The sequence below is a fragment of the Capsulimonas corticalis genome (genome assembly GCF_003574315.2).
In the GTDB taxonomy this organism is placed as follows: domain Bacteria; phylum Armatimonadota; class Armatimonadia; order Armatimonadales; family Capsulimonadaceae; genus Capsulimonas; species Capsulimonas corticalis.
Window position 1 is genome coordinate 6,800,890 of the sequence record NZ_AP025739.1, and the last position, 26,703, is coordinate 6,827,592.

25 protein-coding genes and 1 pseudogene are annotated in these 26,703 nt (G+C 62.0%); 18 read left to right on the forward strand and 8 right to left on the reverse strand.

The features are described 5' to 3' along the window. Nucleotides 1-75: 75 nt before the first annotated feature. Entirely contained in the window at nucleotides 76-393 is a 318-nt protein-coding gene (locus tag D5261_RS29515) for an FmdB family zinc ribbon protein (protein WP_119322876.1), read from the reverse strand. 83 nt (nucleotides 394-476) lie between these two features. On the opposite strand from D5261_RS29515, the gene murQ reads away from it, so the two are divergent. Beyond that, nucleotides 477-1,409, forward strand: coding sequence for an N-acetylmuramic acid 6-phosphate etherase (murQ, locus tag D5261_RS29520; protein WP_119322875.1), 933 nt, complete (start codon nucleotides 477-479; stop codon nucleotides 1,407-1,409). Nucleotides 1,410-1,479: 70 nt separating this feature from the next. Beyond that, entirely contained in the window at nucleotides 1,480-2,169 is a 690-nt protein-coding gene (locus tag D5261_RS29525; protein WP_125206128.1) for a zinc ribbon domain-containing protein, read from the forward strand. A 44-nt stretch (nucleotides 2,170-2,213) separates the two neighbouring features. On the opposite strand, the gene D5261_RS29530 is transcribed toward D5261_RS29525, so the two are convergent. Further along, nucleotides 2,214-2,633 carry a VOC family protein gene (locus D5261_RS29530; RefSeq protein WP_119322873.1) on the reverse strand — a complete coding sequence of 140 codons (420 nt, stop codon included), beginning with the start codon at nucleotides 2,631-2,633 and terminating at the stop codon, nucleotides 2,214-2,216. A gap of 163 nt (nucleotides 2,634-2,796) precedes the next feature. On the opposite strand from D5261_RS29530, the gene lepA reads away from it, so the two are divergent. The 6 genes and pseudogenes from lepA (at nucleotide 2,797) to D5261_RS29555 (ending at nucleotide 8,742) form a co-directional block, all read left to right on the forward strand. Further along, complete coding sequence (lepA, locus tag D5261_RS29535; protein WP_119322872.1) at nucleotides 2,797-4,605, forward strand: translation elongation factor 4; 1,809 nt, start codon at nucleotides 2,797-2,799, stop codon at nucleotides 4,603-4,605. A 1-nt stretch (nucleotide 4,606) separates the two neighbouring features. Continuing rightward, nucleotides 4,607-5,146 (forward strand): 2-amino-4-hydroxy-6-hydroxymethyldihydropteridine diphosphokinase, encoded by a 540-nt coding sequence (gene folK / locus D5261_RS29540; RefSeq protein WP_218025672.1) that lies wholly within the window; start codon nucleotides 4,607-4,609, stop codon nucleotides 5,144-5,146. 59 nt (nucleotides 5,147-5,205) lie between these two features. Beyond that, nucleotides 5,206-5,316, forward strand: a pseudogene (locus tag D5261_RS33705) (hypothetical protein); the annotation flags it as partial. Between the two features lie 3 nt (nucleotides 5,317-5,319). Beyond that, a complete protein-coding gene (locus D5261_RS29545) occupies nucleotides 5,320-6,477 on the forward strand; it encodes a type II secretion system F family protein (protein WP_165864390.1) in 1,158 nt (385 codons plus the stop codon). A gap of 170 nt (nucleotides 6,478-6,647) precedes the next feature. Continuing rightward, nucleotides 6,648-7,343 (forward strand): J domain-containing protein, encoded by a 696-nt coding sequence (locus D5261_RS29550; RefSeq protein ID WP_119322870.1) that lies wholly within the window; start codon nucleotides 6,648-6,650, stop codon nucleotides 7,341-7,343. Between the two features lie 103 nt (nucleotides 7,344-7,446). Then, on the forward strand, nucleotides 7,447-8,742 hold the full coding sequence (locus tag D5261_RS29555; protein WP_119322869.1) for a magnesium transporter: 1,296 nt from the start codon (nucleotides 7,447-7,449) through the stop codon (nucleotides 8,740-8,742). Between the two features lie 234 nt (nucleotides 8,743-8,976). On the opposite strand, the gene D5261_RS29560 is transcribed toward D5261_RS29555, so the two are convergent. The 3 genes from D5261_RS29560 to D5261_RS29570 form a co-directional block, all read right to left on the reverse strand. Continuing rightward, a complete protein-coding gene (locus D5261_RS29560) occupies nucleotides 8,977-9,225 on the reverse strand; it encodes a large ribosomal subunit protein bL28 (protein ID WP_119322868.1) in 249 nt (82 codons plus the stop codon). A gap of 72 nt (nucleotides 9,226-9,297) precedes the next feature. Continuing rightward, nucleotides 9,298-9,864 carry a hypothetical protein gene (locus D5261_RS29565; protein WP_119322867.1) on the reverse strand — a complete coding sequence of 189 codons (567 nt, stop codon included), beginning with the start codon at nucleotides 9,862-9,864 and terminating at the stop codon, nucleotides 9,298-9,300. Nucleotides 9,865-9,920: 56 nt separating this feature from the next. Next, a complete protein-coding gene (locus tag D5261_RS29570) occupies nucleotides 9,921-11,093 on the reverse strand; it encodes an MARVEL domain-containing protein (RefSeq protein WP_119322866.1) in 1,173 nt (390 codons plus the stop codon). A 195-nt stretch (nucleotides 11,094-11,288) separates the two neighbouring features. On the opposite strand from D5261_RS29570, the gene D5261_RS29575 reads away from it, so the two are divergent. The 6 genes from D5261_RS29575 to D5261_RS29600 all read left to right on the forward strand — a co-directional run bounded on the left by D5261_RS29575 (nucleotide 11,289) and on the right by D5261_RS29600 (nucleotide 18,390). Continuing rightward, complete coding sequence (locus D5261_RS29575; RefSeq protein WP_119322865.1) at nucleotides 11,289-12,629, forward strand: MFS transporter; 1,341 nt, start codon at nucleotides 11,289-11,291, stop codon at nucleotides 12,627-12,629. Between the two features lie 212 nt (nucleotides 12,630-12,841). Next, nucleotides 12,842-15,097 (forward strand): glycoside hydrolase family 2 protein, encoded by a 2,256-nt coding sequence (locus D5261_RS29580; RefSeq protein WP_218025671.1) that lies wholly within the window; start codon nucleotides 12,842-12,844, stop codon nucleotides 15,095-15,097. A gap of 209 nt (nucleotides 15,098-15,306) precedes the next feature. After that, on the forward strand, nucleotides 15,307-16,203 hold the full coding sequence (locus D5261_RS29585) for a metallophosphoesterase (RefSeq protein WP_119322864.1): 897 nt from the start codon (nucleotides 15,307-15,309) through the stop codon (nucleotides 16,201-16,203). A 1-nt stretch (nucleotide 16,204) separates the two neighbouring features. After that, nucleotides 16,205-17,098 (forward strand): metallophosphoesterase, encoded by an 894-nt coding sequence (locus D5261_RS29590; protein ID WP_119322863.1) that lies wholly within the window; start codon nucleotides 16,205-16,207, stop codon nucleotides 17,096-17,098. A gap of 58 nt (nucleotides 17,099-17,156) precedes the next feature. After that, nucleotides 17,157-17,681 (forward strand): PRC-barrel domain-containing protein, encoded by a 525-nt coding sequence (locus D5261_RS29595; RefSeq protein WP_119322862.1) that lies wholly within the window; start codon nucleotides 17,157-17,159, stop codon nucleotides 17,679-17,681. Beyond that, nucleotides 17,638-18,390, forward strand: a complete 753-nt coding sequence (locus D5261_RS29600) for an LmeA family phospholipid-binding protein (RefSeq protein WP_119322861.1) — start codon at nucleotides 17,638-17,640, stop codon at nucleotides 18,388-18,390. The genes D5261_RS29595 and D5261_RS29600 overlap by 44 nt, the downstream gene beginning before the upstream one ends. Before the next feature lie 309 nt (nucleotides 18,391-18,699). Here the strand turns inward: D5261_RS29600 and D5261_RS29605 are convergent, their stop codons facing one another. Together D5261_RS29605 and D5261_RS29610 are read right to left on the reverse strand one after the other, a co-directional pair. Beyond that, complete coding sequence (locus D5261_RS29605; protein WP_119322860.1) at nucleotides 18,700-19,248, reverse strand: DUF1854 domain-containing protein; 549 nt, start codon at nucleotides 19,246-19,248, stop codon at nucleotides 18,700-18,702. Then, nucleotides 19,238-21,490 (reverse strand): ABC transporter transmembrane domain-containing protein, encoded by a 2,253-nt coding sequence (locus D5261_RS29610; RefSeq protein ID WP_165864389.1) that lies wholly within the window; start codon nucleotides 21,488-21,490, stop codon nucleotides 19,238-19,240. The genes D5261_RS29605 and D5261_RS29610 overlap by 11 nt, the downstream gene beginning before the upstream one ends. 307 nt (nucleotides 21,491-21,797) lie before the next feature. Here D5261_RS29610 and D5261_RS29615 point away from each other — a divergent pair, with 307 nt between their 5' ends. The 3 genes from D5261_RS29615 to D5261_RS29625 all read left to right on the forward strand — a co-directional run bounded on the left by D5261_RS29615 (nucleotide 21,798) and on the right by D5261_RS29625 (nucleotide 24,146). Beyond that, complete coding sequence (locus D5261_RS29615; RefSeq protein WP_119322858.1) at nucleotides 21,798-22,715, forward strand: polysaccharide deacetylase family protein; 918 nt, start codon at nucleotides 21,798-21,800, stop codon at nucleotides 22,713-22,715. A gap of 296 nt (nucleotides 22,716-23,011) precedes the next feature. Further along, nucleotides 23,012-23,821 (forward strand): prepilin-type N-terminal cleavage/methylation domain-containing protein, encoded by an 810-nt coding sequence (locus tag D5261_RS29620; protein ID WP_119322857.1) that lies wholly within the window; start codon nucleotides 23,012-23,014, stop codon nucleotides 23,819-23,821. A gap of 82 nt (nucleotides 23,822-23,903) precedes the next feature. Continuing rightward, on the forward strand, nucleotides 23,904-24,146 hold the full coding sequence (locus tag D5261_RS29625; protein ID WP_119322856.1) for a hypothetical protein: 243 nt from the start codon (nucleotides 23,904-23,906) through the stop codon (nucleotides 24,144-24,146). Nucleotides 24,147-24,204: 58 nt separating this feature from the next. Here the strand turns inward: D5261_RS29625 and D5261_RS29630 are convergent, their stop codons facing one another. Further along, a complete protein-coding gene (locus D5261_RS29630) occupies nucleotides 24,205-24,753 on the reverse strand; it encodes a hypothetical protein (RefSeq protein ID WP_119322855.1) in 549 nt (182 codons plus the stop codon). Nucleotides 24,754-25,009: 256 nt separating this feature from the next. On the opposite strand from D5261_RS29630, the gene D5261_RS29635 reads away from it, so the two are divergent. Then, nucleotides 25,010-26,698: a glycosyltransferase family 4 protein gene (locus D5261_RS29635; protein ID WP_165864388.1), complete on the forward strand. Its 1,689-nt coding sequence runs from the start codon at nucleotides 25,010-25,012 to the stop codon at nucleotides 26,696-26,698. Nucleotides 26,699-26,703 lie beyond the last annotated feature (5 nt).

Here is a 26,703-nt window from a genome sequence, read left to right on the forward strand (position 1 = left end):
AACCCCGCGCCTCGGCGCGGGGTTTTTCTGTGTTTGGAGAGACCTAATCCCCGCGCTGAGGCGCGGGATAAGTCTCTACGGCGTTGTCTTCGCCGGTTCCGCCTTGGCAGGCTCGCTCTTCGGCGCAGACTCCGTGCTGGGAGCCGCCGGCGGCGTTTCGCTTTTGGCGGGTTCCGAAGCGGAGCCGCTGGAGCCGCCGCCGGTCGCGGGCGCGGCGCCCTTATAATCGTTCACATAGAAGCCGGATCCCTTGAACGCGATGCCGACCGGGTACACTCGTTTACGGAGCTTGCCGCCGCACTTCTCGCAGGTCGTCAGAGCATCGTCCTTGATACTCTGCATAATTTCGAACTGGTCGGCGCACCCCGTGCATTCGTAGCCATACGTAGGCATATTCTTTTTATTACCTCATCACTCAAGATGTATTGATTTTCGCCATTATTATATCACAAAACGGGGAAAGGCTGGTTACGGACATGACGCATGAAATCGATCGCGAGTCGAACGCACTGGAGCATTTGACAACGGAGGCCATCAATTCCGACCTTTCAGACATCGATTCCCTGGACACGGAGTCGCGCCTTCGCGTGATCAACGCGCAGGACGCCGAAGTGGCGGCGGCGGTTGGAAAGCAGATCCCGCAGATCGCGCGGGCGGTGCACAGCGCCGCGCATTCGCTGCGGCGCGGCGGTCGTTTGATCTATATCGGCGCCGGCACGAGCGGACGCCTCGGCGTTCTCGACGCCGCCGAGTGCCCTCCCACCTTCGGCACGCCGCCGGAATGGGTTCAAGCGATCATCGCCGGCGGACAGCAGGCGATGTTCCGCGCCGTGGAAGGCGCCGAGGACGACCCGGACCTGGGCGCGGCGGCGATCATTGAGATCGACGCCAGTGAGAACGACACGGTCGTCGGCATTTCCGCCTCCGGCCGCGCCCCCTTCGTGGTCGGCGCGCTGCGCCAGGCAAAGAAGCGCGGCGCGACCACAATCGTGATCACCAACAACAAAAACTCCGAGCTGGAAGCCATCGCCGACATCGGCATTCCCGTGGTCGTCGGCCCCGAAGTGCTGGCCGGCTCGACCCGGATGAAGAGCGGCACGGCGCAGAAGATGGTCCTGAACATGATCAGCACCGGCGCGATGATGGAGATCGGCAAGACTTACGGCAACTTGATGGTCGACGTCATGGCGACCAACACCAAGCTGAAGGCGCGCGCCGCCCGAATCGTCGCCCAGGTGACCGGCGAAAGCCTCGCCGCCGCGCAGCAATCCCTCGCAAATGCCGGCGGCTCAGCCAAGGTCGCGATTCTGATGGTGGAAACGGGAAAAACGGCGGAAGAAGCCCGGCAGTTCCTGGAAGCCACCGGCGGCGTCCTCCGCAAAGCGCTCTCGCGCGCGGCGGGGAAATAAGATCCCCGGTACTGAAACCCGGGACGATCTTCGTCAATGACGGATGGCCCTTGCCAAAGAAAGCATACACATGCCCCCGTTCGCGATCAAGCTTCTGCGCGCGTTTTCCGCGCTGCTTCTCTGGGCGGGGGCCGCGCTGGTCATTGGGGGCGCGCTGAGCCCTTGGGCGGCGCTCAAGGTGCTGCGGTCGGTGGATGTCAGCGTTCCGGGCGCGCTCTTCGCGCAGGGCGGTCTGTGCCTTGCGGCGGGGGTGTTGGTGCTGCTCGGGCTGCGCCGCAGCCCTCTGCTCTGCCTAATTGCCGCCCTGTATACACTGGGGTGGGTCAACGCGGCAAAGGTCGAAGTCCCCAGACGCGTGAAACATCAGGTGATTGGGACGCAGCTCGCGCTGTTTCCGCTCAATCGACTGCTCGATCAGTTCCATATCAACGATGTCGAGATCGCCGACTGGAGCAGACCCAATGCCGAGCTTCTGGCGCCCGGCCTCGATTGGACCAACAAAGGCGCGCTCTTGCTCCTGCTTGGCGGCCTCATCGGCCTGCCCGCCGACCCCATCGCCCTGTTCGCCTATAAATGGACAGCCCGCGCCCGTTGCCGTCATTGCAATGCGACATGGCTTCGTTCCCGCCAGGCGGACTTCTGTCCGCAATGCGGACAAAGCACCGCCCCGGCAGACCGCTGGCATTGTGATGTGTGTCATGGGGAATTGGGGAGATCCGACAAGTTCTGCACGCACTGCGGCGCGGGGGTTGGAAATTAAGACGCCCCCGGCGCCCCAAGTGGGCGCCGGGGGCGTCTTAACTCCTACAGCAGCTCGTTATTAAAGAACTCAATCACCTCGCCGTCATATCCCGCGACAAACGAAATACGGATCGGCGCCGGCGGCTCGCCGGGGATCGTGTGGTCCTTCGGAGCCATCGTCTCACGCGCGCCGGCGGCGAGGGCGCGCGCGTGGGCGGCGTCCACATCCGGAGTGCGAACGGCGAAGTGGATCATGCCTGTTTCGGGCAGCGCGTCGGTTTCCGGCTTCTTGCCGCCGGCAAAGATTTCCAGATAATTGCCGTCGCCGAGATCGAGCAGAACACCGGCTTTCTCGCCTTCGCCCCAGTTGTAGGTCTGTTTGAAGCCGAAGCCCTCGGTGTAAAGCTTTGTGGTGGCGGCCAGATCGGCGACGCGGATGGCGATATGGTGGAAACCCGGAGAGTTCTTGGGATGGATAGACATGGAGCAGACCTCGGTGACAAAGATTGGTCGCCGCGACAGCGGCGCGTGGGTTAGTTACGGATGAATGCTGGGTTTTCCTTCCCGCGAACGCACAGGCGCTCCCTCCCATCCCAGATGGCCCCCATTTCAGGTACAATAGAGGGAGTACCTTTGAGTTTTAACTATGTCTGACCATCAACAATTTATCCGCAACTTTTGCATCATCGCGCATATCGACCACGGCAAGTCCACGCTCGCCGACCGCCTTCTAGAGTTCACCGGCACGGTGCAGCATCGGCACATGCAGGAGCAATTGCTCGATTCCATGGATATCGAGCGTGAGCGAGGCATCACCATCAAAATGGCGTCGGTGCGGCTGAGTTACAAGGCGCTCGACGGCGTCACGTACCAGCTCAATCTGATCGATACCCCCGGACACGTTGACTTCACTTACGAAGTCTCGCGCAGCCTCGCGGCCTGCGAGGGCGCGGTTCTGGTTGTCGACGCCGCGCAGGGCGTCGAGGCGCAGACGCTCGCCAATGTCAACCTGGCGATGAGCAGCAACCTCGAGATCGTGCCGGTCATCAACAAGATTGACCTGCCCGCGGCGGATCCGGACCGGGTGGCCGAAGAAATCGAAGAAGTGCTGGCGATCGACGCCACCGAGGCGATCCGGGCCTCCGCGAAGATGGGTATCGGCACCGAGGAAATTTTGGAATCCGTCGTGCGCCGCGTGCCGCCCCCGTCGGGAGATGTGAACGCTCCCCTGCGGGCGCTCGTGTACGACAGCCACTTTGACGCGTATCTGGGCGTCGTCGCTTATATCCGCGTCGTGGACGGCGAGATCACAGGCGGAACGCAGATCAAGATGCTGGCGACCGGCAAGGTGTTCGACGTCACTGGCGTCGGCGTCTTCGCGCCGCGCATGAAGAGTATCGACAAGCTGCGCGCGGGCGAAGTCGGCTACATGACCGCGAGCGTCAAGACGGTCGGCGACTGCAACGTCGGCGACACGGTTACCCTCGCCCATGGCGGCTCCAGCCAGCCGCTCGCCGGATACCGGCAGGCGCTGCCCGTCGTCTTCTGCGGCCTTTACCCCGTTGACAGCAACCAGTATCAAGATCTGAAAGAAGCGCTCGGACGACTTCAGCTCAATGACGCGGCGCTGACATTCGAGCCCGAGTCTTCGGCGGCGCTCGGCTTCGGCTACCGCTGCGGATTTTTGGGCCTGCTCCACCTGGATATCATCCAGGAGCGATTGGAGCGAGAGTTCAATCTGGTGCTGATCGCGACCGCGCCCAGCGTCATCTACAAAGTCCATCTGACATCGGGAGAGACGATTGAAGTCGACAACCCGGCGAACCTGCCGCCGGCGACACAGATCGCGGGCATGGACGAGCCGATGGTCGCCGCCAGCGTCATTATCCCCTCCTCATATGTCGGCACGGTCATGGACCTGGCGCGCGAGCGGCGCGGCGTGTATGTCCGCACGGACTACCCGGCCCGCGACCGCGTGATGATCCACTATAAGCTGCCGATGAACGAGATCCTGATGGACTTCTTCGATCAGCTCAAGTCGCGCACCAAGGGCTACGCGTCCTTCGACTACGATCAGGCGGGCTATGAGCCCTCCAATCTGGTCAAACTCGATATCAACATCAACGGCGACCCTGTCGACGCCCTGTCGTTCATCACGCACAAGGAAAAGGCGTATGGACGCGGGCGGCAATTGGTGGAGAAGCTGAAGGCGATCATTCCCCGGCAGCAGTTCGAGATCCGCTTGCAGGCGGCGATCGGCGCGAAGGTCATCGCTTCCGAGAATATTTCGGCGCTGCGCAAGAACGTTATCGCGAAGTGCTACGGCGGCGACATTTCACGCAAGCGCAAACTGCTGGAGAAGCAAAAAGAAGGCAAGAAGCGCATGAAGTCGATCGGCAGCGTCGAAATTCCGCAGGAAGCGTTCATGAGCGTCCTGAAGCTGGGCGACGATTAACGTGTCCACACCCGAATCTCCTTTCGAGGAATGGGTGACGGCGTATTTGGGCCTGGGCGCCAATGTCGGCGATCCACAAAAATCTCTCTCCCAGGCCTTGAGAGAACTCGCGAAGCACCCGAAGATACAATTAATTCAAGCATCGTCGCTGTACCGGACCGCGCCCGTCGGCGTGCTCGACCAGCCGGACTTTCTGAACGCCGTCGTCCAGATCGAAACCGCGCTGGATCCGGACGCGCTGATGACGGCCATGCTGGGCGTCGAAAAAAAACTCGGACGCGTGCGAACCAAGCGATGGGGTCCGCGCGTTATTGATATCGACGTGCTGCTCTACGGCGCGCGCCAGATCGAGACGCCTCTTATCACCGCGCCCCACCCGCGCATGCATGAGCGAGCCTTCGTGATGACGCCGCTGGCGGAGATCGCGCCAGATCTCAGGATCCCGGGAGACACGAAAAGCGCGGTCCAAATCGCCTCGGAACTACCCGATAAAAAATCGGTAAAAATAGTTGGAACATTTGCTGCTCCGAATTCGTCATGAAAAGAGGAATCAGCGGGGCGACGGGCGAACTGACCGATACTTTTCGTATATAAATACGCATGCTGTATTCTTATGAAGCCAAGGACTCGCAGGGCAAGCGGGTCAGCGGAACGATTGAAGCGCCCGACGAGCGCGGCGCGGCGCGCCACGTCCAGTCGGAAGGCTACTTCCTGATGCGGCTGACCGCAAGCGGCCCCGCAGCCAGCGCGGCCGGCGGCGCGGTCGCCATGGAAACCGGAAGCGGCCTGCGCATGGACACTCGTTTCATGGAGCAATCGCTGGGACCACCGCCGGTCCTGTCTCCTGGCAAGTGGCTGCTGACCAAATTCGTTTATCCAGTCTGGACTGGCGTGTCGCTTCGCGACATGGCGCTATTGTATCGGCAGCTTGCGACGCTGACAAATGCAGGTCTCAATCTGCAGCATACCGTGTCGACGATTGCGCTGCAGATACCAAACAGCATCCTTCGAAAATGTCTTCGAACCATGGAGCGCCGTATTAGCGCCGGCGAGCCGCTGAGCGCGGCGATGGCGGAATATCCGTGGATATTTCCCGATTATCAGCGCGCCGCCGTGATTACTGGAGAAGCAACCGGCAGCCTGGACATTATGTTCGGGCGTCTCGCAGATTGGCTGGAACAGGAACATAACCTTCGCAGCATGATCAAGCGCGAAATGTTTCTGCCCTGCATCAATCTTACCGGCATGTTTTTGCTTCCGCCGCTCGTGGATCTGGTTATGGGGCATCCGGAACTCTACTACGAGGATGCAATCCTACCGATGCTCCAGACCATCGGTGTGATTGCCGCCATCTATGTGATGTGCCGCCTGGCCTCGGGCTTTCGCCTTGCTTATGATGCGGTGCTCTCGGTCATTCCGGCGATCGGCGGCGCGGTTCGGATGCTGTCTTTCGCGCGATTTTGCCGAACATTGGCTTCGCTTTACGCGGCAGGCGTCAACATCATACGCGCGCTGCAATATGCGGTTGATGGCTGTGGCAATACGTACTTAGGCAGGCGCATCGCAACCGCCATTCCGAGGATTGAAAGCGGCGAGGGGATCACACAAGCGCTTGGAATGACCGGAATTTTTCCGCCAATCGTTTTGTCGATGCTGGGCACGGGCGAGGAATCCGGCAATCTCGACCAAATGATGGATAAGATGGCGAGCTATTACGAAGCCGAAGCGGCAGTTCGTCTCCATCAGATCAGCGTTTCTCTCGGGGTCATCACGACGATTGCCGTCGGCATTCGGATTCTGTTGATCGTAATAAAATTCTATACCGGCCTTTATGGTCCCTTAAGCGGGATCATGAACGACATGGATAAGTAAGGTTAACAGCATCGTTCTCATGGGTAATACGATGAAACGATGCGATGATCGAAAGGAGGGACACAGTCTCCCCAAATCAGGTAAAGCAGACGGGGATTTGAGACCGCGGACGCGGGACAATGCATTTATCTATTTAAGATCCGCAGCATAAATATGGGAGAATCACTGCAGTGAACCTGCAACGAAATTATTACGAAGTTCTGGGGCTGCCGCCAAGCGCCTCCACTTCGGAGATTAAAAATAAATATCGGGAGCTGGCGAAGAAATTCCACCCGGACCTGACACAGGATAAAGTCCTGGGCCAGCGTATCTTCGCGCAGATCAATCAGGCTTACCGCGTGCTTGGCGACACCGAGCGCCGTTCGCAGTATGACGCCACCCTCGTTCCGGAGCGCGGCATGCCCGCCGGGTCGACCTCGGGCGTTCAGGCGACGACTCAGCCGCAAGCCGCCACGGCCGCGCCTCCGCCGCAGGCCGCTCGTCCCGCGCAGGCTCCGATCTCGCCGCAAATGGAAGCCGAAGTCCAGCGTCTGCTGGGTGAAGCCGAAATGGCGATGATGGGCGGAAAAGCCAAGGACGCTCGCTCGATCTGCGAAACGATCCTCGGCATGCAGCCCGACAACGCCAAGGCCCTCGGCCTTCTCGGCGATGTCTACGCGCAGCAGGGCGATCCGCAGCGCGCCATCGAAACCTATCGCAAGGCGCTCCAATACGGCGCCAGCCCGATGATCCAGTCCAAACTCTCGCGTCTCACCGCCGCTCCGGCTCCGTCGTCCGCGACGCCGCCGCCCGCCGCGCCCAAGAGCGCGCCGCAGCCCGCAAAGTCCGGCGGTTTCATCAACCGCATCCTTGGCCGCAACAACTAGCATTAATTATATTTTTCCAATACGGCCGGCGCGCGGGAACATCTCCCGCGCGCTTTCTTTTGTTTGACATCTCCCCCACCCCTTGGTATAATTCCAGCACCAGATGGAATATCTCACGCAAATCCTTGGCAAGATCGTTCTCGACCAGAGCGGAGAGCGTTTCGGCAAAATCGCCGAGGCGATCGTCAGCCCGAGCGAGCCGCTTCCGATCATCTCCGCGCTCCAGGTGCGCACGGAGGACGGCGCGATGTTCGTGCCGGCGGATATGATCGACGCCGTATCCAATGGGCGCGAGTTTCGACTCGCCCGCCCCATTACGCAGATCCCGCCGTATATGATCGGCGAGCATGACTTTTCGCTCGTGCGCGACGTGCTGGATAAGCAGATCGTCGACGTTCACGATTACCGGGTCGTCCGCGTCAACGACATACGCCTGGAACGCCTCAAGGATGGCCGCCTGGCCCTTCTAGGAGTCGACCCCGGCGTGCGAGGCGTGCTCAGACGCCTGGGGCTGGAGGCGGCCGTGAGCGGCCTGGGCAAGCTGTTACACTTGCCGGCGGCCGACGAACACTTTATCTCTTGGAACGATGTGGAATCGCTGCCCACTCATAACGCGGGCGAGCCGCTCAAGCTCAAGGTCTCGCACGAAAAACTCTCCAAGCTCCACCCCGCCGATATCGCCGATGTCCTCAATCAGCTCGATCCCGCCCACCGCAAGGAAGTCCTCGAAACCCTCGATCTCGAAACCGCCGCCATCGCCCTTTCCGAAATGGACGACGCCGTGCAGGTCTCCGCGCTGCGGAACCTGGACGAAGAGCGCGCGGCCGACATTCTGGAAGAGATGCCCGCCGACGAAGCGGCGGACGTGCTGGGCGACATGGACAAGGCGCATCGCGACGAGCTGCTCGGGCGCATGGACGCCGAGGACCGTGAAGAGGTCGAGGAGCTGCTGGAGTACCGCGACGGCACCGCCGGCGGCATGATGACCAACGAGTATGTGGCGATCAAAGCGGACTTCACCGCGCAGCAGACGATCGATACCCTGCGCGCCCTCGAACCCGAGGCCGAAACGATCTACTACGTCTATGTAATCGACCACGACGAACACCTCGTCGGAGTGATCTCCCTGCGCGACCTCATTGTCGCGCGCGCCGACGCGGTCGTCGCGGACTTTATGATCACCAAAGTCCGCAGCGTCCGCATCGACGCCGACCACGAGGAAATCGCGCACACCTTCGAGCGCTACAAAATGCTCGCCCTGCCGGTCGTGGACGAAGACAATGTCCTCCAGGGCATCGTCACCATCGACGACTCCCTCGAACAGCTCCTCCCCGCCGACTGGCGCCGCCGCCCATCCCAGCGCAAACGCGACCGCAAGGGGCAGGAGGCCGGGGTTTAGAACCGGAAGGCCCTCACCCGGCGCTCCGCGCCACCCTCTCCCAAAATTGGGAGAGGGTTAGGAGTAAGATTTGGATCAAAGATTCCAAATAAAGAATTCCTCTGACTCCCCCTCTCCCAGAATTGGGAGAGGGTGGCGCGGAGCGCCGGGCGAGGGCCTTCCCAAACCTAAAAAAGCCGCCGCCAAGTCTTTCGACTCGGCGGCGGCTTTTCGTGTAATGAAACCCCGGAGGATTTACAGCAGATGCTTCGGAACGGGCTTCGTGCCGGCCATGATCGCCTGGAAGTTGCGCGATGTGAGCATGCGCGCCGCAACCTTGATCTTCTTTTTGCCGGACGGAGTATTGATCGTTACCGACTGCAGATTGACTTCGAAACGCCGCGCCTTCTGCGGCGCGCGATGAGCCCAAGCTCCCGAGTGCGGGTGCCGCGTCCAGCGTCCCGCCTGGGCCTTACGCCCACTGTATGCACATACTTTCGCCATATGAGTGACACTCCCGCTGTGTGATCGTACAAAAGATTGACCCGCTAGTATAGCATATTGGGCCGAGAAATGTCAAAAGGTGAGAAAAGTTTTTTGACTGTGGCGCAGCTCGACGGCGTGACCGCCGTTTTGGTAGTACTGCTGATAGTATTGGCGGTTGTAAGCGCGCTGCCGCGCCGCGACGAAGAGCATCAAACAGGTGAAGCTGATCGCGAGAGCCCAGACGAGAAACCCGCAGCGCATCCAGACGCGCTGGACTTCGAAGAACTGAGCGAGACCGCCCTCAAACCGCCGGCGACGCCACGCCAGCTCATTGCCTTTAATCGCAAGACAGGCGGCGTAGGTCAGAAATATGACGCCCCCGTAGACATGGAAAAACCAGTAGAGGGAGCCGAGAACCAAACCCAGCAGGCCCAGAAAGATGAGCCTGTGATTGATCGACCAGAGGAACGGAAAAAAGAACGCCCCCCAGCTCCACTTCAGCGCCGCCACCTCGTCCGGAATGTCGCCGTCCTCGCCCGAGGTGTTGATTTCCTCGGGCGGCGGTGTTTCGGATGTCGGCGGCGGCGGCCAAACCCTCGGCGGAAGAGGCGCGGGCGGCTCGGCGACAAAATTACCGAGCGGGTCGTAGGGCGGCATCGAACCTTACTTTCTTACAGCGAACGAGACAGGCGATGGCCGCTCAGCAGCGCCGATCAATTCGGATGGAAACCGACGGGGGCCGGCGGATCCACGGGAGTTACGGGAGCGGCGCCCGGAGCGCCATCCGTCGGAGCGACGGACGGCGCGCCCTGGGCCGGCCCATTGTAGGACGGATCGGACGGCGCCGTTCCCCCGGAGTAGCCCGGCGCGGCCGGAGGCGTTGTGGACGAATCGTCGCCATATTCGCCGCCGGCGGGGCTGTTGTAACTGGACGGCGTGTACGACGGCGCCGCCGACCGGGAGGCGAGAAGCACGCTCGCCAGGAAAATCACGGCCGCGATCCAGAGGACCGGGCCGGCCAGAAGGCCGCCCAGCAGCCAGGCGCGCTGCACTTTGAGGTGCTCTTCCACGCCGCCAAAATACCGGCGGTTCCTCCACGCCATCTTATGTCCGTTGAACCCCATATAGATGCTTACGGCAAGCCAGAACAGCCCATAGATCGCGTAGAACACCGGATGCAGCGGCGACGGCATAATCCGAAGCAGGCGCAGGCAGAGGGACGTGCCCGCGAGGACGCCGGCCAGCGTGGTCAGGCCATGCCAGCGGCACCAGAGGATCGGAAGGAAGTACGCGCCCCAGTTCCAATGCAGGCGCGCGATTTCTGGCGGCACGGTATCCTGCTGCCCCGAAGTGTTCGACTCCTGCATCCCAAACAGCGCCGACCCACTTCCCCCAGGCGGAGGAGGCCATGCGCCCTGCGGCGCTCCGTAAGGAGCCTGAGGGCCGCCATAGGGCGCCTGCGGCGCTCCATACGCCGGCGCGCCGGCGTAACCATAGGGCGGAGGCGGAGCTCCGTAGGGCGATTGCGGCGGAGCGTACGGCGCCTGCGGAGCCGCGGATACGGGTTCGGGCGGCAGCGGGTTCCCTGCGAGGTCGTAACGGACGGCGGGCGCGCCGGCGTAGGCGCCCGCACTTTGGCCAGCGGCGTAATGCAGAGAGGCGCCCGGCGGAACCATCCCCTGCGCGGCCTGCGTCGGCTGATACGCCTCGGGAGCGGCGGCGGTAGGAACGTAAGGCTCGTACGGCGGATTGACCGGCGGCGTGTAAGGCGGATTGATGGGAGGCGCGGCGGCGGTCGGCGACGCCGCCGGCTCCTTGGGCGCGTTATTGATTTCATGGAGCCCCTTGCCGGGCATGGAATCCTCAAACGGATTGTATTCGCTCATTGCAGTTCCTTTAGAAAGATAAGACCATATCTGATAATTGTATGAATTACACTGCAAATTCCCTGCCAAGCAGGCGTTCTTGCCGGGAATTCGCCAAAAATATCGTGACGGATCCCGCGCGGCGCCCGGGCATGCGCCTCCGGGGAATCTGGTATACTAAGGACGAAATTTTGCACGACGGAGTAATCAGAACGCATGCGTCCCGGCAAAGACAAATCTGCCCCCACCAAGACCGACGCGAAGCCCGCGAAGAAACCCAGCTCGCCCGAGTACCGCGAGATGCACACCAAGCTGGGGCTGCTCGCGATCGCCGTCATCATCAATGTGCTCGGCTTCAGCATCATCATTCCGCTGGTTCCGTACTTCATCAAGGAAGCGCTGGGACCGGGCGTGAGCGCCGCGGATCCGCGCATCGGCGAGTATGGAGGATGGCTGACGGCGGTCTACGCGCTGATGCAGTTCGTATTCGCGCCGATCTGGGGACGCCTCTCCGATAAGATCGGCCGCAAGCCGTTATTGATGCTCTCGCTCGCCGGCGATGTTGTATTTTACACCATGTTTGGGCTGTCGCACTCACTGACGATGCTGTTCGCCGCCCGAATTTTGGCCGGTATTTTTTCCTCCGCGACGCTCGCAATCGCGCAGGCGTACGCCGCCGATGTCACGCCGCCGGAGCACCGCGCGGCGGGCCTGGGCATGATCGGCGCTTCGTTCGGCGTCGGCTTCGTCTTCGGCCCCGCGCTGGGCGGTCCGCTGGGCGCCGTAAGCCTCGCGCTGCCGCTGTTCGTCTCGGCGGGACTGGCGTTCGCGAATCTGCTGTATATTTGGAAGTATCTGCCGGAGCCGTCCCGCGAGCGCGCCCCCGCGCCGAGCGCCGCCGTGAAGACAAGCCGCCTCGCCATGATGGGCCGCGCCGTCTTTGGGCCGCTGGGCTTCCTTTATATCCTCACTTTCGCCGTCACCTTCGCCTTTGCTAACCTAGAGGGAACGTTTTCGGCGTATTTGATGCAGCACTTCGGTTACACAAAGAACAGCTCGCTCAAAGTTCAGGGCGGCGTCTATGCGTATCTGGGATTCTTGATCGTCCTGATCCAGGGCGGCGCGATCCGTCCGCTGGTCAAGCGTTATGGCGAGCCACGACTGGTGATCGCCGGCATCGCGCTGATGGCGGCGGGATTCCTGATCTTCCCATTCTGCAATTCGCTGGGACTGCTGATGATCGGCCCGATGATCCCGATCGCCTGCGGGAACGGCCTGAACTCCCCCGCCCTGCGCGCGCTGATCTCGCGCAAGACATCCGCGCACTCCCAGGGGGCGTCGCTGGGTCTCAGCGCCTCCTTCGACAGCCTCGCACGCGCCACCGGCCCCGCCGCCGCCGGCTGGCTGTACCGCCACCAGGGCATGCAGTCGCCATACTGGTGCGCCGGGATCGTCATGACTTGCGCCCTGCTCTTTGCTGTCGCGAACTACCATGGCCTCGCCGCGCCCGATGCCGCGCCGGCCCCCGTAGCCGGTGAAGGCAACGCCGCCGCGTAAACCCCGCGCCCGGCCAATTTCCGTGAGACGTCTTGCGGATCGATGGCGCCCAAACCATCGATCCGTTCGCAAATGTTTCCAGCCTCCCTCTTGCGTCCTTCTCATTGTTCTGATATACTCTCATTCCAGTATAGCTTCCCCATCGCCGTGGAATCCTTAGGTTTTCTTCGAAGGCTCCACGGAAGAAAACACCGCGAAAAGAGGAGAGACTCTTGCTTATTCAGACGAAACTATCACGCTCGCTCCTGCTGGCCGGCGCATTGTCCTTGTGCGCGCATGGCGGCGCGCACGCCTGGGCGCCCAAGAAGGCGCCCATCATGACCAAGTGGGCCAGTCAGGTCGATCCTAAAAACCCATGGCCCGATTACCCGCGCCCGCAGATGGTCCGCACAAAGTGGCTCAACCTCAACGGGATCTGGGAATATCAGAGCGGCGCCGAAGGCGACACGGTTCCGGCGGGCAAAAAGCTGTCCAGTGAAATCCTGGTGCCCTATCCCGTGGAGTCCGCGCTTTCGGGCGTGATGGAGCATCACGACCGATTGTGGTACCGCCGCAGTTTCACCGTGCCCTCCGATTGGAAGGGCAAGCAGGTGGTGCTGAACTTCGGCGCGGTGGATTTTGAATCCGAAGTCTATATCAATGGCAAGAGCGTCGGCGTCCATAAGGGCGGGTATCTGCCCTTCCACTACGATGTCACCCCCTATCTCACGGGCGACGGACCGCAGGAGCTGATCGTCCGCGCCTTCGACGCCACCGATGACGCCGGAGAACCGCGCGGCAAGCAGACCCTGCATGCCGGCGGCATCATGTATACGCCCACAACGGGTATCTGGCAGTCGGTCTGGCTGGAGCCGATCGCAAAGACGTCGATCGCCGATCTGAAGATCGTCCCGGACGTGGACGCCGGCGCGGCGAACGTCACGGTCAATGTCGCGGACCCGACGCCCGATACCCGGGTCGTGGTGACCGTGAAGGACGGCCGCTCGGTCGTCAAAACGATCGAAGGCGCTCCGAACGAACAGATTTCCATTCCGATCGCGAACGCGAAGTTATGGTCGCCGGATAGCCCCTTCCTCTACGATCTGGATGTCAAGGTGACGCAGGGCAAGGAAGCGATCGATCAGGTCAGCAGTTACTTCGGCATGCGCAAGATCTCCATCGGGGAAGAGAAGGGCGTCAAGAAGATGTTCCTGAACAACAAGTTCCTCTTCGAGATCGGCCCGCTCGATCAAGGCTTCTGGCCGGACGGCATTTACACGCAGCCGACCGAAGCCGCCTTGAAGTCCGACATCGAATCGATGAAAAAACTCGGCTTCAATATGGTCCGCAAGCATATCAAAGTCGAGCCGGCGCGCTGGTACTACTGGACCGACCACCTCGGCCTGCTGGTCTGGCAGGACATGCCGTCCGCCAACTCTTACACGGATAAGCCGCAGCCGATGGACAAGCCGGAGTACGAGAAGGAGCTGCTGGATATGGTCAAGACCCATTGGAACTCCCCATCGATCATCATGTGGGACACCTTCAATGAGGGCCAGGGCCAGTACGACACTCCGCGCCTCGTCGGGCTGGTGAAGACGCTCGATCCATCGCGCCTGGTCAACGAAGCCAGCGGCGGCGGCTACTTCGATTCCGGCGACGTGCGGGACGTGCACAGCTATCCCCCGCCCGCCTGCCCAGACCCGCGCGAAAATCAGGCGCTGGCGTGCGGCGAATACGGCGGCATCGGCCTGTTCGTCAAGGGCCACACCTGGGAAGCTTCCGGCGGCGGCTACACAAACGTCCATGACGGCAAGGATCTTGAGGAGCTGTACGGACAGTTCGCCGGCATGCTCAAAACATTCCGTGACGAAAAGGGCTTGAGCGCGGCGGTCTACACCCAGATCACCGACGTCGAAACCGAGCTGAACGGCCTGATGACCTACGATCGGACTTACAAGTGCGATCCGGCGGAGATCGCCAAGGCCAATCACTTCCAGTACCCGGTTCCGACATATCAGGAAGTGCTCCCCACGTCGGAGAAGACGAGCCAGACCTGGAAGTACACGACGGCCGCTCCCGCCGCCGGCTGGTTCCAAACGGCATTTGACGACGCGGCGTGGACCGCGGCTCCCGGCGGCTTCGGCACGGCCGGCACTCCCGGCATCGGCGGCCTCGGCACGACCTGGAGCACCGGCGACATCTGGCTTCGCCGCACCTTCAACCCCGGCCCGCTGACCGCCGAACAAATCAACCAGCTCGTGATCCGCGACTACCACGATGAAGATATCGATGTCTACATCAACGGCGTCGCCGCCTACTCGTCTCCCGGCTACATCGGCGCGTACGAATACCGCCCGCTGAGCAAGGAAGCCAAGCAGGCGATTAAACCCGGCGCCGACAACATCCTCGCGGTCCACTGCCATCAAACCGGCGGCGGCCAGTACATCGACGTCGGCCTCGCCGAGCGCATCCCCGCGCAAAAGTAGAGGATTGGCCCTCACCCCCCGGCCCCCTCTCCCAAAATTGGGAGAGGGGGAGTCAGAGTTTAAGTTTTTTGGATCAAAGATCCAAATCCTACTCTTAACCCTCGCCCAGACCTTTGGGAGAGGGTGGCCCGAAGGGCCGGGTGAGGGCCGCGCCTCGTCCCGGAACAAAACCCCGCTCCGTCGTCGTAGGCTATGGTGAACACATCATCATGAGCCAACCAAGCGACAGCAAATCCACGAACAAACGTCCATCCTCTCCACGCAATCTCTCGCGCCGGCGCTTTCTACTGGCGAGCGGCGCCGTTGTCGCGGGGGCGGGGCTGGATCTGTGGGGTCATCGGCATGAAGCCGATGACCTTGTCGTCGAGGAAACGGACATCGCGATTCCCGGATGGCCGAGCAGCCGCCCGCCGTATCGGATCGGACAGCTCAGCGATTTTCATTGCGATCATCCCGGGGCGCTCGCGCGCACGCGGCGCGCCGTGCGGATGATGCTCGCGCAGAAACCGGACATCGTGTTTTTGACCGGCGATTTCGTCTCCGGCAGGCACGCCGACCGATGGATCGATTCATGCGTGGAAGCGCTGGCGCCGCTGACCGCCGTTCCCGGCGGCGCGTACGGAGTCCTGGGGAATCATGATTGGTGGTGCGGCGGCCGGCGCTGGATTCCGCGCAAGCTGGAGGCGGCGGGCGTTCATATTCTGAAAAACGCGTCCGCGCCCTTTCCGGGTGTTCCGGGCTGCCACATCGTCGGCGTGGACGATCCGCTTTGCGGCGGCGCCCAGCCGGAGCGGGCCGTGCGCGGCGTTCCGCCGGGAGACATCAAGATTTTGCTGGCCCACGAACCCGATTACGCCGACCAGCTCGGGCCGGGGTTCGCGCTTCAGATCTCGGGACACTCGCACGGCGGCCAGATCCGCGTTCCAGGGCTGCCGCCGATTCAAACCCCGGTGATGGGGCGTCGATATCCCGAGGGCCTCCAGCAGGCGAAGAATCACCGTGTCTATACCTCGCGTGGGATTGGAACGATCGGGCCGCCGTACCGGCTGTTCTGTCCGCCCGAAGTGACCATATTGAAGATTACGTCGGGAAGCGAGACCGCTTGAGATGATCGACGAGAAGGCAGCCACAGCGGCGCAAGCGCAGCCGAAATCTCCGGCGCGGCGGCGGTTTCTGGCGGGGATCGTCCTGGCGGGCGTCACCAGCGGCGCCACGGCGGCGTACGGGCATGCGGTGGAGGAAGAAAGGCTGACGCCTTCGGAGACCATCATCCGCGCGCCGGGCTGGCCGGCGGCGTACGAAGACTGGCGTATCGGCGTCCTGAGCGACTTTCATTGCGACCGGCCGCGTGCGGTCGCGCGCACCCAGCGGGCGGTGGCGATGCTGATGGCGATGAAGCCGGATATCGTGTTCCTGCCGGGCGACTTTGTCTCCGGCCATCAGGCCGACAGCTGGATCTCCCCGTGCGCGGAGGCGCTGCGCCCGCTCACCCAGGCGCCGGGCGGCGTGTACGGGGTGCTGGGCAACCACGACTGGAAGAACGCGCACGCCGACGCCGTCACAGAAGGGATTGAGCGCGTAGGGATTCATATCCTGCGCAACACGTCCTTGCCGATCCCGACCGTTCCCAACGCCTACATCATCGGCGTAGACGACATCATCGCCGGCGCCGCGAATTGGCCGCAGGCGATGCGCCGCGTTCCCGACGGCGCGTTCCGGTTCCTGATGGTCCACGAGCCGGACATCGCCGACGGCGTCGGGCCGCTCGGACTGACTCTTCAGGTCTCCGGCCACTCACACGGCGGCCAGATCCGTCTGCCCGGCTTTGGCCCCATCCACACTCCCACAATGGCGAGCAGCTATCCCGAAGGGCTCAAGCAAGGACCGCATCACCCCGTCTACACCACACGCGGCGTCGGCGTGATGGGACCGCAGATGCGACTGTTCTGCCCTCCGGAAGTCACGCTGCTGCGCATTGTCGCCGCGCCGCCCGCCGTTTAAGCCGCCCAGATCCCCGGGTACTTCTTTTTCAGAGACGATTTTGGAAAGAGGACACCCAATGACGATACGATCCGGACACAGCCTGCGCGGAACCGCAGTCGTGACGCTTGACAACGGCGAGCGCCTGGGACGCGTGGACGACCTGTTCTTTGCCCCGACGACCGGCGATCTGGAAGCGCTGCTGGTGGATGTCGGCGGGCTATTTTCCAAGCCAAGCCTGCTGTCGGCGGCGCAGATCTCCAGCATCGGGCCGGACGCCGTGGTGATCGCCGACCGTGAGGCGCTGGTTCCCAATGGAACGCTGACCGAAGAAGCCCGCGCGGTGCGCGCCGGCGAGATTGAGGATCGGGCGGTGCTGACGACCAACGGAACGGTCGTGGGTAAGGTCTCGGATGTCCTGATCGACACCGACACGCGCCAGGTCACGGCGTTCAGCGTCGCAACCGGCGTGATCGACAACGCCCTGCACGGACGCCCTTCGCTGCCGTTTTCTCTGGTACAATCATTGGGAAAAGACAGCCTGGTCGTCTCCGCCGATTATGATCCCAAAGCACCCGAACACCACATTCCGCTCGCCAAGTAGCCGCCTCGCGGCCCTGGCGCTCTTTTGCGGCGCATCCTGCCTTGCGGGATGCGCCAGCGTCTCACCCCAGCATATCGCGGAGCGCAAGATCACCGGCGCGCTGCCGCGAATTCTCGGCCCCGCGCAATCCTACGATGTCCACGTCACCGGCGACGCCTTCGCCCTGTCCCGAGGCCGCGCCAAACGCGTCCAGATCGCCGGAACGCAAGTCCAGCTCACGCCGTCGCTCACGATGGACAGTCTGAACCTCGACGCCTCTGACCTTTCCTTCGACACACAATCGAAGACGCTGCAAAACATCGGCGGCCTCGGCTTCCAGGCGTCGCTCGGCCAGGCCAGCCTCAACCGCCATCTCGCGCAAACCAAAGGCGCGGACTCCGGCCTGCAAGTCACCCTGCGCGAAAATGACATGGAAGCCTCCGTCCCCGTCTCCGTCCTCGGCCTGCGCACCACCGCCCGCCTCAGCGGCGGCCTCTCGCCCCACCCGGGCGCCGCGAGCAAACTCGATTTCCACGCCGACGGCGCCCACCTCGGCGTCGTCCCGCTCCCCGCCGCGCTGTTGAACGTCGCGCTGGACCGATTGAACCCGGTTCTGGATCTGAGCGAAGTGAAGATCCCGCTGTCCGTGACCAGCGCGACCGTGGAGCATGGAATGCTGAAGGTGACGGGTACGGCGGAGGCGAGCCATCTCACATCGGGATCCCGATAACGGGACGTTGCCTTATCCCGGCCTGCTCCGGGGGCAAACCCACCCCGGCGCTTCGGCCGCCCCCGGGCAAACCCACCCCGGCGCTTCGCGCCACCCCTCCCGCCGACGGGAAGGGTTGGTAGGATTGCTTCTGACGAAAGCCGCCTGCGATAACACACTCTGAAATAACCCTTCCCGTCGGCGGGAGGGGTGGCGCGAAGCGCCGGGGTGGGTTTGCCCGGGGGCGGCCGAAGCGCCGGGGTGGGTTTGCCGGGGCAAAGCCAGAAATAGGGACAAACGAGCGTCAGCGAGTTGAGGGGAGGGGGCTTCTCACATCACCTTCGACAGCACGTAGTAAGCCTTGCCCCCATACGCCGTGATATCCGGAAACTCGTACCGGCCGCCCTCGCTGTCCACCAGCATCAGACGATTGGGTCCCATCGAGAACGAATTGTCGCGCAGGCTGCGGACGACAAACCGTACGGGGCCGCGGTCGGTTTCGACGTCGAAAGTGGCGGAGCCGGACTTTTCGGAGACGCTGTGGACCTTGAGGACTTTGGGCGTAAAGTAGCGGCGGTCCAGAGCGGCCGTCGCGACGGCGCGGGATTCGGCGTCCAGGGATTTCAGGTCTCGGACGATCCCAATATCTTCGTCTTCTTCATCACGAAGGCCGATGTAGGCTTCGGGGTCCGAGAATGGGAAGGCGCGGGCGATCCGGACGGAGCGCCAGGAGAGTTCGCCTTCCAGAGTCAGGCGGATCGCAGCGTCGCTGGGATCGCTGTGGAAAAGGCGCACTTGCGACGGTTCGAGAAAACGGATCGCGAAGGGGTTGCGCTCTTCGGTCGTTTCGCTGTTTGGGATTGTGGGTTCAAAGTTCATTGATCTGGTTTACCTCTCGCTGAAGATCGACCAGCTTGCGGAATACGCCGTCGGGCTTGGCGAGCAGTTCGTCGTGCGTGCCAAGCTCGACCAGCTTGCCGCGCTCGATCACCATCAGGCGATCGGCGTTACGCAGCGTGGACAGACGGTGAGCGATGGCGAAGGTGGTGCGGCCGGCGACGAGCCGGGCGATGGCGTCCTGAATCTTCTTCTCGGTCTGCGTATCGACTGAGGCCGTGGCTTCGTCGAGGATCAAGATGCGCGGATCGTGCAGGATCGCGCGGGCGATGGAGATCCGCTGGCGCTCGCCGCCGGAGAGGCGCGCTCCGCGCTCGCCGACAAAAGTATCGTAGCCATCCGGGAAGCGCATAATGAACTCATGCGCGTTCGCCGCCTTGGCCGCCTGCATGATCTCCTCAGGACCGGCGTCGGGATGCGCGTACTTGATGTTGTCCGCAATCGACCCAGGGAACAGATACGGCTCCTGAAGCACCACGCCGATCTGCCGCCGCAGGTCGCCCAGATCGATCTTGCGGATATCGACGCCGTCGATCAAAATGGCGCCTTCCTTGACATCGTAGAACCGCGAGAGCAGATTGATGATCGTGGACTTGCCGGCGCCGGAATGGCCGACCAGGCCGATCATCTCCCCCGCCTTCACATCGATCGAAACGCCGTCGAGCACCGGCTGGTTCTTGTCGTAGGAAAACCGAACGCTGCGCAGCTCGACATGGCCCTCGATGCGCGGCATGCGCACGGCGTCCTCGGCGCTCTGGATGTCGGGTTCGGCGTCGATGACTTCAAAGACGCGCTCGGCGCTGGCCGTCGAGCGGGACAGCCAGTCCGCGATACGCGTCATGCCCTGCAATGGCCCCAGCAGCATCGCGGTATACGAGAGAAACATGCCGAGGACGCCGAGGGTCATGCCCTCGGACGGCTTGTTGCTCAGATTGCCGAACACCTCGCGCCCGCCGATCAGCCAGATGATATAAACGCCGAGCGTCGTCACGAACTCGATCATCGGGAAGTATGTGGCGACGCCCATATCGTAATACGACGTCGCGTCGCGCAGTTTGGCCGATCGGTCCTCGAACTGATCCTTTTCGCGTTCTTCCTGCGCGAAGGCTTTCACGACGCGCACGCCGGAGAGCACGGAAGTCAGCGACGCCGACAGATTGCTGCGCAGGTAGTAGAGACGCACGAGACGGCCGCGCAGGCGCTTCCATGTGGCGTTGACCAGATAGACCGTGATCGGCACGGGGATCAGCACCAGCAGCGTCAGCAGCCAGTTATACCGGAACATGATCACGAGGATGCCGACAATGGTCAGGGAGTTGACGAGAAAGAACTGGATCCCATCGACCATGAAATTTTGCAGCTCGTTGACGTCCTGCGTGACGCGCGCGAGCAGGGATCCGGTCTGCCGCTTATCGTAGTAGCCGAGCGAAAGGTCCTGGAGACGGTTGTACGCCTGCGTACGCAGCACATAGACCATCCGGTTGGAGATCCAGGCCGCGAGGCGGCCGCGCCAGATCGTCAGCGCCCGCGAGAGCACGCTCACCAAAATCAGGCCCAGGACAATGCCGCCGATCCAGCCGAAGTGCTTGTGCGGCACGAGGACTTCGTCGGTGAGGCGCTGCTGGAAAATCGGCGGCACAACGCCCACCGCCGTTCCGGCCAGCATCAGCACCGCAATGAGGATGCACTGCATCCGGAACGGGAACGCATAGCTCAGAAGCCGGCGCAGCACCGCGCGCTTATCGACGCACTTGACGCAGACATTGGTGTCGTCGGGAAGCGGATCGCCACACTTGGGGCAGACCTTGCGCTCTACATCCGCCGCAGATGTCTCCGGCGGCTCCTCGTCCTTCGCCATCGCCTCCAGCGCGCGCGCCGCGACGCCGAACTTGGGCGCCAGGGCGGCGGAGAAGCGCAGCGCCTCGATCGTGGCGCCCGAATTCGTTTCGACAATCAGCGCGCCGCTGCCCACCAGCGTATCGATGCGCACTTCGCGGATCTGAGACAGCGCCAGCTCCAGATCGCGGGTTACGCCCCCGCCCTTCCCCACCGTCGCGACATACACCGCGCGGCGATCCGCGATCAGCCAGCGCTCGCCAAAGCTCCCATCCCGGCCGATGTCTCCCGCCAGCGAAAGCCGCGTCCCATCGACCAGCTCCTCCCCATCTCTCACCCCGACCAGCGAAGCGCGCACGGCGTCGGGCAGATCGTCTAATAATGCCAAATAACTTACCTTCCCAGCGCCCCGGCTGGGACGCAACTGCATCTGTTTCCAACAGCATCCGAAAAAGATTCGTTCCGGACACAAATACTCTTGTGGTATAAGACACAGAGAAAGATGCAAACGGCTCCCGCCGACCCATCATCCGAGGAGCCTCCATCGCGCGGATCCTAAACGGCGCGAAGCAAGCAGCGCTTGCGCCCGGGAACTTTTTCGCCTATAATAACGCCATATTACTTTGCAGTGTTGCAAAATACGCAAGGCGCTAAGGACGCGTTGCGTAAACTTGAATTTCTATCCCACGAGACCCATGAGCACAAAATCTTTCTGGACGTCGATTGTCCCGTTGGTGACGATCGCCGCTGTCGTTGCGCCCGCCCACGCCGCCGGCAAGCGCCCGCTTTCATTCCGTGAAAAACTTCAGCCGATGACGCGCCCCGGCCGCGCCGACGATACGCCGACCGCCGTCGAGCGCATCCGCAGGAACACGCCGACCGCGTTTCTCGGATCCGGCGAAATCCCGCAATCCCAGGTCGAGCTGCTGGCGAAGGACACTTACGAAAAGTCCAAAGGCTATCGGTTCAACAAGATCATTCGCGGCAATCTGAATCGAAAAGAGATCGCGCTGACGTTTGACGACGGCCCGCACGCCGTCTACACGCTCAAGCTCCTCAAGATCCTGAAGCAGCTGCACACCCCCGCCACATTTTTCGTGGTCGGCAAGCAGGTGGAGAAGTTCCCCACCCTGGTGCAGCTCGAAGTGATCGAGGGCCACGAAGTCGGCGATCACACCTACGACCATGTCAATCTGACGGAGCTGACGCCCGATCTGGTCGAGTACGAAATGGACCGCTGCGACCGCGCGATCAAGAACGTGACCGGATCCTCCGTGCGCTTCATCCGCCCTCCCGGCGGCGACTACAATCAAACCGTGCTGAGCGCCGCCAGCCGGCGTGGTTACGTCACCGCCCTGTGGACCGACGATCCCGGCGACTGGGCGCGCATCCCCAGCGACGTGATCCTCCAGCGCTCCCTCGACCGTCTCGAAAACGGCGCGATCCTTCTTCTTCATGATGGTATCCCGGAGACGCTCGACATCCTGCCCCAGCTCATCAACGAAGCCCGCGCGCGCGGCTACAAGTTCGTGACGCTGAGCCAGCTCGCCATGGACCGCGACAAAAAAGACATCGAACCGATCGGCGCCGGCAGAATCCTGAAGAAATACTAACGCCGCCCGCCGCTTGCTCTCCCATTCGATTGCCCCTGATCTCGATCACCTCCGAGACCAGGGGCTTTGTTTTGCGTGGCGAACGCGTCTGGCGGCCATACGTCTTAATTACGAATATTTCGTGACGGAAAATAATTTTCCAAACAGACCGATTTCTCGCGCTTGCATGCATAAAACCGTGAATCTTATGGTAAACTCGATACTATGAGAAACAATGTTTCATATGCCTGATTTGCGATTTAATACGAATAAAATCGCACTTTGTCGTCAATCATCCGTAAGACTGGAGAAATTGCATGAAAAGCTCATCCCGATCTTCCTTGCCATCGCAAGGATTTACTCTTATCGAGTTACTCGTTGTTATCGCAATAATAGCGATATTAGCATCCATTCTCTTCCCCGTTTTCGCTTCGGCGCGGGCCAAGGCGCGAGATATCGCCACACTATCCAATCTCAAGCAGATCGGCCTGGCGGCCGTGCAGTACACACAGGACTACGACGGCGTCAATGTCCCCATGCAGATGCAGTCGCCGCCATGGTATGCGTGGGGAGTGATTCTCCAGCCGTATATAAAGTCCACGAGTGTCTGTTTTGACGCGCAGCGCACCGTTCCCTATGTGCAGATCGATCCTTACGGTCAGTGGGCATGGAGCACGACGCTCGCCATCAATCGTTACGGCTACGCGTCCAAGTGGCAGAATGAGACCGATACTCGTTTGGACGGCGGGTTTCAAAGTCCATCCACACGCGCGGCCTTTATCGCGCAAGGCGATCCCGTCGGCGTCAACAACGACTTCCAGTCCATGCATTGGTTTGACGGCCAGCGATCCTCGTGCCCCAATGTCTCGAATTTGAAAGACACTACGGATTGGATGTGGCAGTACAACCGCATCTATGCAGGCGCGAAAACTTACCATCGCAACTTCACGCCCGTCGTCTTCGCGGACGGCCACGCGAAAGCAATCAATCTGGACCAGTATATCGGCGGCGATACGTCTTACGGAGCCTGTGAAAATGTTTATTACAACCCTGGGGACCTGCCGAACACCACCAAGGGCGGAAAGATGCAGGAATTCTGGGGGCGCTGGTGGGAGACGAGTTTCTAAGCCTTATCCATAATCTGCGGCGCGGACAGCCGGCGCAGGCGACAGACCGATCGATAAGGAAAGAATATCAAAGGCGAATACGATGAACGAAGATACAGCTTCGAAACGCATGCTGGGGATTGGCGTCGCCGCCATCATCGCGGTCATAGGCGTGATGATTTACTTCTTTCGCGCAAGCGATCCCGCCGCGCGTCCCCCGATCCCATACAAGAAGTTCGATATGGATCAGCACATGGCGGAATTGCGCCAGCATGAAGGAACGGCGGCGGGCCAGCACGCCGGCGCGCAGGCGAACAATGCTCCCGCGCCTGCCGGAGCTCATTGAGACCAAAAATAAAGGAGCCGCCTCGGATTTCCGAGGCGGCTCTTTCTTACGCGATGGACTACGCTTCCGGAGCGATATCCACGTATTGGACACGCAGGTCTTCCATGACCTCTGCGCGGTAAGCGCGGACTTTGACGTGCAATAGCGCCGGACCGGCGTCGCGGATGATCGTGGCGACATCCTCGCGCTGCTTTTGCTTGATCTCCGCCGCCGTCGCCCGGGGCATGATCCGGTGGTAGTGCGCGCAGACGGCTCCCTTGGTGCTGTCGTCGGCGGAGCCGTGCGCGATGAAGATCACCTGCTCCGTTTCATGGGCGAGCAGCAGGAAAAGGAACTGCTGCCGGAAGGCGTCGGCGCGCATGTACTCGAACCCGCCGCTCGCCAGCGCCCCCGGACCGCCGGGCGCATAAAGCCGGTCGTAGTTTTCAATTCCGAGATGATGGAAGAGAAATCGGTCGATGCTGGTTTGCAGACGCCCGTCGGAACATGCGATCACCAGCGTGTGCGGGCGTTCGGCGCTCCAGCGCTCCTCACAAATATAAATGTCTTCTGGAAGGCTCTGGCTTCCGTCATCCACCATCACGATCTTTTCATCCGCGTTCGTCACGCTTTTATCTCCTTTATTCGTTATTCGCCGCGCAACATCGTCATAAGGCTCTATTGTGGGCCGCCAATGTGACGAAATGGTTTCGTCTCGTCGCCGGACATGGCATTCGATTTGCATCCCTGTGTATAATACCGGACAAACGCCTTATCGTGTATGCCTGGCGATTGACGTCGGTCACGGCAATATGTTACAATACCCAAGCAGCCGGGCATTCTCGCCTCGTTCTGAAATTCCTTCTCAGCCGAAGAAACCAGCCATGCGTCATCGCGTCAGTGTTCTGCTGGAGACGCTGGATCTCTTCGATCCCGAACTCTCAAACCTTCCCCTTCACGGCGCCAACCTCGCGACCGTCGATCTTTTGCGGCGCATCGCTTCCCACAATCGCGTCGAGGCGCTGGAAGTGTTTCTCGCGCCCGCCGCAATGGCGCGCGCCGATCAGATGGCGCTCGCCGCGCAGCAGGTCCTGCCGCCCGCCCTGCGCGGCCAGGGGCGCTTGAGCTTCTACCCCATGCACGCTCTGAGGGACATCTGGGCCGACGGCAAGCCGCGCATCCACTGGTGCATGGACCCTAGCTGGATGGCGCGGGACCGGTATCTGCGCGACCGGTTCGCCGCCGGGCCGACCCCCATCGCCTGCGACACGCACGGCTACGGTCATCATACCCTGTGGGGCCCGCTCGCGCGGTTCGCCGCCGCGCCGCCCGTGGCCTTCGACAGCATGCTCAGTTTGAGCACGATGGCTCTCAAAGCGCTCGAACGGATCTTTTCTGATTTTCTGAGCGCGCCCGGCGCGCGGCCGCCATGCCGGCTGGATCTGGTTCCGCGCGGCGTCGATCCCGATCTCTTCCATCCCCACGATGCGGCGGAAAAAGACGCCGCGCGGCGCGCGCTGGACCTGCCGCCCGGAGCCCGGATCGCGCTGTATGCGGGACGCGTCACGGCGCACGGCAAGGCGGACCTGCTTCCCCTGATCCGCGCGTTCGCCGCCGCAGCCGGTCCGGACGATATCCTCCTCATCGCCGGGACCGAATATCCCGCTGGATACGGCGCGAAGCTTTTGGAATTTGGAAAGTCGCTCGGACTGGGCGAGCGGCTGATCGTCCACCCACGCGTCGAGCCCTCGATGCGCCCCCGTTACTACGGCGCCTCGGACATCTTCGTCTTCCCCGGCGACACCGTTCAGGAGACGCTGGGCATTACGATGCTGGAAGCCATGGCCTCGGGCCTGCCGTGCATCGTCTCGGAGTGGGACGGAATGCGCGATCTCATTCGAGACGGCGAGACGGGCTTCACCATCCCAACCTGGTGGATGCCGGGCCTGGACGCGATGGACGCCTTTTCGCCAATTATCCCGCAGTCGAGCGAGTATCTCCTCACTGCCCAGCGCGTTTGGGTGGACACGGAGCGCTTGTCGTCCGCCCTGGCGACGCTGCTCTCCTCCCCGGAAACACGCGCCGCGATGGGCGCCGCCGGCCGAGAGTGGATCGAATCCGATTTCGCGCTGCCCAAAATCATGGATCGATGGATCGACTTATGGGACGAATTGGCGGAAACCGCCGCATCGGAGTCGGATGCGGACCGCATTCTCCGGCGATCCTACGCCGATCGCCTTGGCCATCCCACGCCGTATGACCGCCTGTTCTCGCACTATGCGGCGGCGACGCTGGACGATCGCCGCGATTCGGTGCGTTTGACGCAGCACGGCCGATCGGTCGCCGCCCGCGCGCAGCCGCTTGAGCTCTACGAAGAAACGCTCTCGCTGGCGCAGCCGGCGATCCTCGACGCCATCATGGACCGATTGACTCAGACGGGAAACGAGTGGATGAAACTCGGCGCGGCAATCGCGGGAGCGGCCGCCATGACCGGCCAGCCCCCGGACAAAGTGCGTTTCCATCTGTGCCTCCTGTTAAAGCGCGATGTTCTTCAATTGCGCCGAGACGAGTAAGACGG

Coding starts and splice junctions, on each gene's coding strand:
- D5261_RS29555 (WP_119322869.1), top strand. CDS start 7,447: ATGGAATATCTCACGCAAATCCTTGGCAAGATCGTTCTCGACCAGAGC.
- D5261_RS29605 (WP_119322860.1), bottom strand. CDS start 19,248: ATGAACTTTGAACCCACAATCCCAAACAGCGAAACGACCGAAGAGCGC.
- D5261_RS29525 (WP_125206128.1), top strand. CDS start 1,480: ATGCCCCCGTTCGCGATCAAGCTTCTGCGCGCGTTTTCCGCGCTGCTT.
- D5261_RS29585 (WP_119322864.1), top strand. CDS start 15,307: ATGAGCCAACCAAGCGACAGCAAATCCACGAACAAACGTCCATCCTCT.
- D5261_RS29530 (WP_119322873.1), bottom strand. CDS start 2,633: ATGTCTATCCATCCCAAGAACTCTCCGGGTTTCCACCATATCGCCATC.
- D5261_RS29595 (WP_119322862.1), top strand. CDS start 17,157: ATGACGATACGATCCGGACACAGCCTGCGCGGAACCGCAGTCGTGACG.
- lepA (WP_119322872.1), top strand. CDS start 2,797: ATGTCTGACCATCAACAATTTATCCGCAACTTTTGCATCATCGCGCAT.
- D5261_RS29515 (WP_119322876.1), bottom strand. CDS start 393: ATGCCTACGTATGGCTACGAATGCACGGGGTGCGCCGACCAGTTCGAA.
- D5261_RS29565 (WP_119322867.1), bottom strand. CDS start 9,864: ATGCCGCCCTACGACCCGCTCGGTAATTTTGTCGCCGAGCCGCCCGCG.
- D5261_RS29570 (WP_119322866.1), bottom strand. CDS start 11,093: ATGAGCGAATACAATCCGTTTGAGGATTCCATGCCCGGCAAGGGGCTC.
- D5261_RS29625 (WP_119322856.1), top strand. CDS start 23,904: ATGAACGAAGATACAGCTTCGAAACGCATGCTGGGGATTGGCGTCGCC.
- D5261_RS29635 (WP_165864388.1), top strand. CDS start 25,010: ATGCGTCATCGCGTCAGTGTTCTGCTGGAGACGCTGGATCTCTTCGAT.
- D5261_RS29620 (WP_119322857.1), top strand. CDS start 23,012: ATGAAAAGCTCATCCCGATCTTCCTTGCCATCGCAAGGATTTACTCTT.
- D5261_RS29600 (WP_119322861.1), top strand. CDS start 17,638: ATGATCCCAAAGCACCCGAACACCACATTCCGCTCGCCAAGTAGCCGC.
- D5261_RS29545 (WP_165864390.1), top strand. CDS start 5,320: ATGCGGCTGACCGCAAGCGGCCCCGCAGCCAGCGCGGCCGGCGGCGCG.
- D5261_RS29560 (WP_119322868.1), bottom strand. CDS start 9,225: ATGGCGAAAGTATGTGCATACAGTGGGCGTAAGGCCCAGGCGGGACGC.
- D5261_RS29590 (WP_119322863.1), top strand. CDS start 16,205: ATGATCGACGAGAAGGCAGCCACAGCGGCGCAAGCGCAGCCGAAATCT.
- murQ (WP_119322875.1), top strand. CDS start 477: ATGACGCATGAAATCGATCGCGAGTCGAACGCACTGGAGCATTTGACA.
- D5261_RS29575 (WP_119322865.1), top strand. CDS start 11,289: ATGCGTCCCGGCAAAGACAAATCTGCCCCCACCAAGACCGACGCGAAG.
- D5261_RS29615 (WP_119322858.1), top strand. CDS start 21,798: ATGAGCACAAAATCTTTCTGGACGTCGATTGTCCCGTTGGTGACGATC.